We start from the raw sequence: 6,000 nt of genomic DNA on the forward strand, positions 1-6,000 counted from the left end.
GGCTACGACCCCGCCCGTTGTGGGCAGTCGTTCCGCTGGGCTGGGGGTCCCCCTCTGGGGGAGGGTGGGCACAACGGGACGGCGCCCCTTGCCGGGCCTGGGCTTCCGCGCCCTGACCCGCACCCCGGTGTGCGCCTCGCTGGTGGCGCGGGCAGGCACTGGGAGCGGAGGCGCCCGCGAAAGGGCGCCGTCCCGTGTGCCCACCCTCCCCCAGAGGGGGGACCCCCAGGCCAGCGGGACGATTGCCCACACGGGGGTGGTGGTGGCGGGGGCACAGCCCGCACGGAGGGGGCTAGGCGGTGGTGGTGTTCGTGAGGGTGCGCGCGAGGCGCGGGCGCCATCGCATGCCGTTGACCTGGCCGGGCTCGTCGCCGATCACGTACCGGACCCGGCGGCCGTGGACACGGCGGGCGGGTGCGCGGCAGCCACGCGGTCGGCAGCCCCTGGCCAGCGGGGCGTGCGGGGCGGGTACGGAGGTACGCAGTCCGCCGGCCGCCGACGGCACGCCGACGGCCCCCCGGGCGGTGCCCGGAGGGGTCGGCGTGGCGCGGACGGCGGTCATGTCAGGGTCAGCTCCGGCCGTGGCGGAGCGCCGGGTGGGCGCCGGCGGCGACCAGGTCGGCGACGGCTGCCTTCGGGTCGCGGCCGGTGACGAGGGACTCGCCGACCAGGACCGCGTCGGCGCCCGCGTTGGCGTAGGCGATGAGGTCGTGCGGGCCCCGGACACCGGACTCGGCGATCTTGACGATGTGCGCCGGGATCTCGGGGGCGACGCGCTCGAAGGTCGTGCGGTCGACCTTGAGGGTCTTGAGGTCGCGGGCGTTGACGCCGATGATCCGGGCGCCCGCGTCGACCGCGCGCTCGACCTCGTCCTCGTCGTGGACCTCGACCAGCGGGGTCAGCCCGATGGACTCGGCACGCTCGATGAGGGAGACCAGCGCCTCCTGCTCCAGGGCGGAGACGATGAGGAGCGCGAGATCCGCTCCGTACGCCCGGGCTTCCCAGAGCTGGTACGCGGTGACGATGAAGTCCTTGCGCAGGACGGGGATGTCGACCCGGGCGCGCACGGCCTCCAGGTCGGCGAGGGAGCCGCCGAAGCGGCGCTCTTCCGTGAGGACGGAGATGACGGCCGCGCCGCCCGCCTCGTAGTCCGCGGCGAGCCCCGCGGGGTCGGCGATCGCGGCGAGCGCGCCCTTGGACGGGCTGGAGCGCTTGACCTCGCAGATCACCTTGACGCCGTCGCCGCGCAGTGCGGCGACGCCGTCCTTGGCCTGCGGCGCCTTGGCGGCGCGCTCCTTGAGCTCGTCGAGGGTGACCCGCGCCTGCCGCTCTGCGAGGTCGGCGCGTACGCCTTCGATGATCTCGTCGAGCACACTCACGCGAGGGGCCCCCTTCCGGGACGGTGATGGTGATGAGGAACCAGGTTCAGCCACATCGATCCTATCCGCAGGACGGCCCCGGACTCGCATCGGCCGGAGTGGCGTCCCACCTGCTGGGACTCCCGTAGGGGTTCGTCGGGGAGCGCGCGGGCCCTCACGGGGCCAGCGCGGAGCCGAAGGGAAGGTTCCGGACCAGGGTGAAGAGAGCGAGTACGGCCCCGACCCCCCACCACCAGACCGGGGAGATCGCGAGGCGCATCGGCACCCCGCGGACGGCGCGAATCAGCCACAGGACCATGACGACGGCGAAGAGGCCGTAGCCGATGACGGCGAGGGCGTTGGCACCCAGGGCGGCCGGGAGGTCGCCGTGGGCGAAGGCGTGGGCGCTGCGGAGTCCGCCGCACCCGGGGCAGTAGAGGCCGGTGAAGCGGAGCAGCGGACAGACCGGGTAGTGCCCGGGTTCGTTGGGGTCGACGGTCCCGACGTACGCGAAGGCGGCGGCGACCCCGGCGAGGGTGGCGACCGGCGCGAGCAGCCGCCGGGTGAGCGGTCGTGGCCTCGGAGGGAAGGCCGGGGGGAAGGCCGGGGGGAAGGGTGGTGCGGCGGGTCCGGCGAGCGCGGCCGGGACGGGTCCGGGCGGTACGTCGGGTCCCGGAGGTACGGCGGGTCCGGGAGATACCGAGGGTCCGGGGGGTGCGGCCGGGGCCGGGGCGTGCGCCCGGACGGATTCACCCGGTCGGGCGAGGGAATCGTCGGTCTCGGCTTCGGCCGTCGGCTGCGGGTCCACCCGGTGATTCTCGCCCGTGACGCGCGAGAGCGCAGCCCGGCACGGCCGGACTGCGCTCTCGGGTACGTCGTGTCGCGTCAGGAACGGGCCTGCGCGGTCGCGGTCGCGGCCTCGCGGGCGGCGGCGACGGCCGCCGACTCCTTCGGCATGCCGAGGCCCGCCGCCTTCATCGCGAGTCCGACGATGCCGCCGAGCACGATGACACCCATGCCGGCCCAGAATCCGGGCTGGTTGGCGGCCACCATGAAGACGCCGGCGATGCAGAAGCCGATGAAGGAGATGATGACACCGGTCCAGGCGGCCGGGGTGTGTCCGTGGGCGCTGCCCGCCATGAGTTGCTCCTCGTTGCTGTTGCTCGGTGGTGAGGTCCCGCGTGCGCGGACACTCGGTGCCCATTGTCCCGCACGCGGGCGCGCGAGGATGAATCGGGGGTGCCCGGACGATCACGCGTCGCGGTCGGCCCGCCGGATCACCTCCGTCACCTCACTCGCCGCGGGTGGGATCCTCGCCGCGGTCCAGGGCCTTCCAGAGGTCCTCGGGGCGGTCCGGGTCGACCGCGGGGGCCTTGCGTCCGGTGCGCGGGGCGCCCGACCGCTCGTAGCGGCCGCCCATCGCCGGCCAGGTCGTGCCGAAGCGCAGGGCGAGGAGCCCGGCGAGCAGGATGAGGACGGCGCCGGCGGCCGTGACGTACGGCCAGGCGGTGTGGGTCAGACCGGCGACGGCGGCGGCCGTGTCGCCGCTGATCCGGGCGGCCTCGGCGTTCAGGGCGGAGCTGTCGGAGGCGCCGAGGACCGCGGCGAGCGCGGCGCCCGCGCCGCTCAGCGCGAGGAGCGCGGCGACGAGGGTGCGGCCGGTGCGGCGGACGGCGAAGACGGCGAAGAGCGCGGCGAGACCGACGATCGCGAGGGCGGTCGGCACACCGGTGACGGCGCCGCCGTCGGCCTCGACGGGGACGGTGCCGCCGCCGACGGACGCGACGCCCTCCGCCCAGATCTGGCCGGCCGAGAGGAGGACGACGGTGGCGCCGAGGGCGCCGAGCAGGAGGGCCGCGGCCAGGCTGCGACGGCCGCCGCCGGTGGGGGCGGCCACACGGGCTGCCCGGGGCTGGGGTACGGGTACGGGTACGGCACTCACGTACCCCACTATCCCCTACGTGGTCAGGAGCCGTTCATCCGGTTGGCGGTGTGTACGGCGCGGAGGACGGCCGCGGCCTTGTTGCGGCACTCGTTGTCCTCGGCGACCGGATCGGAATCCGCGACGACACCCGCTCCGGCCTGCACGTACGCGGTTCCGTCGCGCAGCAGGGCGGTGCGGATGGCGATGGCCGTGTCGGCGTCGCCGGCGAAATCGAGATAACCGACACATCCGCCGTACAGGCCGCGCCGGGAGGGTTCGAGCTCCTCGATGATCTGCATGGCGCGGGGCTTGGGCGCCCCGGAGAGCGTGCCGGCCGGGAAGCAGGCGGTGAGGACGTCGAAGGCGGTCCGGCCCTCGGCGACCCTGCCGGTCACGGTGGAGACGATGTGCATGACGTGCGAGTAGCGCTCGACGGACATGAAGTCGACGACCTCCACCGAGCCGGGCGCGCAGACCCGGCCGAGGTCGTTGCGGCCGAGGTCGACGAGCATGAGGTGCTCGGCGCGCTCCTTGGGGTCGGCGAGCAGCTCCTCGGCGAGGTCGTGGTCCTCCTGCGGGGTGGCGCCGCGGTGCCGGGTGCCGGCGATGGGGTGGAGCATCGCGTGCCCGTCCTCGACCTTGACGAGGGCCTCGGGGCTGGATCCGACGACGTCGAAGCCGTTCTCGAAGCGGAAGAGGTACATGTACGGGGACGGGTTGGTGGCCCGCAGGACCCGGTAGACGTCGAGCGCGGAGGCGGCGCACGGGGTCTCGAAGCGCTGGGAGGGGACGACCTGGAAGGCCTCGCCGGCCCGGATGCGCTCCTTGATGTCCTCGACGGCGTCCTGGTAGGCGGCGCCGCCCCAGAGGGCCGTGAACCCGGGGAGCTCGGAGGCCGGGAGGGTGGCGGGGGCGGTGGCGACCGGGCGGGCCAGGTCGGCCTCCATGGCGTCGAGGCGGGCGACGGCGTTCGCGTACGCCTCGTCGACGCCGGTCTCCAGGTCGTTGTGGTTGATCGCGTTGGCGATCAGCAGGACCGTGCCGTCCCAGTGGTCGAGGACCGCGAGGTCGCTGGTGAGGAGCATCGTGAGCTCGGGGAGCTCCAGGTCGTCGCGGGTGGAGTCCCCGATCTTCTCCAGGCGGCGGACGATGTCGTAGCCGAGGTAGCCGACCATGCCGCCGGTGAACGGGGGCAGGCCGGGCTCGGGGCCGCGCGGGGTGTGGAGGGTCTCGACGGTGGCGCGCAGGGCCTGGAGCGGGTCGCCGTCCGTGGGGACGCCGACGGGCGGGGTGCCGAGCCAGTGGGCCTCGCCGTCCCGGACGGTGAGGGTGGCGTCGCTGCGGACCCCGATGAAGGAGTAGCGGGACCAGCTGCGGCCGTTCTCCGCGGATTCGAGGAGGAAGGTGCCGGGGCGTTCGGCGGCGAGCTTGCGGTAGAGCCCGACCGGGGTGTCGCCGTCCGCGAGGAGCCTGCGGCTGACGGGGATGACGCGGCGGTCGGCCGCCAGCTTGCGGAAGGTCTCGAGATCCATGGCGCCAGACCTTACTGGGAGAGCGGGAGCACGTCGGCGTCGAAGCAGGTGCGGTCGCCGGTGTGGCAGGCGGCTCCGACCTGGTCGACCTTGACGAGGACGGTGTCGGCGTCGCAGTCGAGGGCGACGGACTTGACGTGCTGGACGTGCCCTGAGGTGTCGCCCTTGACCCAGTACTCGTTGCGGCTGCGGGACCAGTAGGTGCAACGGCCGGTGGTGAGGGTGCGGTGGAGGGCCTCGTCGTCCATCCAGCCGAGCATCAGCACCTCGCCGGTGTCGTACTGCTGGGCGATGGCGGGCACGAGCCCGTCGGGGCTGCGCTTGAGGCGGGCGGCGATGGCCGGGTCGAGATTGCTGCTCATGGCGCCATTGTGCCGCGCCCGGGGGTGGTGTCCGGCGCGATGTCCACTGGGCGGACCGGTGGCCCCGGTCGTACGCTGGCGGGCATGTCGACGCATGCGAAACGTGAACGGCTTCTGCTCGCCGATCTGTTGGAGGCGGCGGGCCCGGACGCGCCCACGCTCTGCGAGGGGTGGCGGACCCGGGACCTGGCCGCCCATGTGGTGGTGCGGGAGCGGCGGCCGGACGCGGCGGCGGGTGCGGTCGTGCCGGCGCTGAAGGAGCGGATGGACCGGGTGACGGCGGAGTTCGCCGAGAAGCCGTACGAGGAACTGATCCAGCTCATCCGTACGGGTCCGCCGCGGTTCTCGCCCTTCACGATCAAGCAGGTGGACGAGGGGGCGAACGTCGTCGAGTTCTACGTCCACGCCGAGGACGTACGCCGCGCCCAGCCGGACTGGTCGGCGCGGGAGCTCGATCCGGTCTTCGCGAACGTCCTCTGGTCGCGTCTGGAGAAGGCGGCCCGGCTGCTCGGCCGGAAGGCGCCGGTCGGTCTGGTGCTGCGCCGCCCGAACGGCCAGACGGCGGTGGCGCACAAGGGCACTCCGGTGGTGACGGCCTCCGGGGAGCCGGGTGAGCTGATGATGTACCTGTACGGGCGGCAGGACGTGGCGAAGGTGGCGCTGGACGGCGAGCCGGAGGCGATCGAGCGGCTGCGGGAGACGAGGCAGCTGGGGTTTTAGGGCGTGTTGCGAAAGTAGCGTCGTCTGCCCGAAGGGCAGGCCGGGCGGCGTCTGGTGCGTGCGATCGCAAGGCGGAGGGTCGTCCCGATACTGGTGTATCGCTG

The 6,000-nt window shown here is 73.8% G+C and carries 8 protein-coding genes; 1 reads left to right on the plus strand and 7 read right to left on the minus strand.

The features are described from left to right. Positions 1-292: 292 nt before the first annotated feature. The 7 genes from trpM to hisI all read right to left on the minus strand — a co-directional run bounded on the left by trpM (position 293) and on the right by hisI (position 5,176). Entirely contained in the window at positions 293-562 is a 270-nt protein-coding gene (trpM, locus tag ACWFR1_RS17550) for a tryptophan biosynthesis modulator TrpM (RefSeq protein ID WP_453551974.1), read from the minus strand. 7 nt (positions 563-569) lie between these two features. Next, entirely contained in the window at positions 570-1,379 is an 810-nt protein-coding gene (gene trpC, locus ACWFR1_RS17555) for an indole-3-glycerol phosphate synthase TrpC (RefSeq protein ID WP_317594268.1), read from the minus strand. Positions 1,380-1,533: 154 nt separating this feature from the next. After that, positions 1,534-2,166, minus strand: coding sequence for a DUF2752 domain-containing protein (locus ACWFR1_RS17560; protein WP_453551977.1), 633 nt, complete (start codon positions 2,164-2,166; stop codon positions 1,534-1,536). A gap of 77 nt (positions 2,167-2,243) precedes the next feature. Beyond that, entirely contained in the window at positions 2,244-2,498 is a 255-nt protein-coding gene (locus ACWFR1_RS17565; protein ID WP_453551980.1) for an HGxxPAAW family protein, read from the minus strand. Positions 2,499-2,649: 151 nt separating this feature from the next. Then, positions 2,650-3,309 (minus strand): TIGR02234 family membrane protein, encoded by a 660-nt coding sequence (locus ACWFR1_RS17570; protein WP_453551983.1) that lies wholly within the window; start codon positions 3,307-3,309, stop codon positions 2,650-2,652. 14 nt (positions 3,310-3,323) lie between these two features. Next, the gene (locus ACWFR1_RS17575) at positions 3,324-4,814 is read right to left on the minus strand and encodes an anthranilate synthase component I (RefSeq protein ID WP_453551986.1); all 1,491 of its coding nucleotides are present in this window, start codon (positions 4,812-4,814) and stop codon (positions 3,324-3,326) included. Between the two features lie 11 nt (positions 4,815-4,825). Beyond that, on the minus strand, positions 4,826-5,176 hold the full coding sequence (hisI, locus tag ACWFR1_RS17580; protein ID WP_024757910.1) for a phosphoribosyl-AMP cyclohydrolase: 351 nt from the start codon (positions 5,174-5,176) through the stop codon (positions 4,826-4,828). 84 nt (positions 5,177-5,260) lie between these two features. Here hisI and ACWFR1_RS17585 point away from each other — a divergent pair, with 84 nt between their 5' ends. Continuing rightward, on the plus strand, positions 5,261-5,896 hold the full coding sequence (locus tag ACWFR1_RS17585; RefSeq protein WP_453551989.1) for a TIGR03085 family metal-binding protein: 636 nt from the start codon (positions 5,261-5,263) through the stop codon (positions 5,894-5,896). The last annotated feature ends 104 nt before the right edge of the window (positions 5,897-6,000 follow it).

This window comes from Streptomyces sp. NPDC055103, assembly GCF_053607625.1.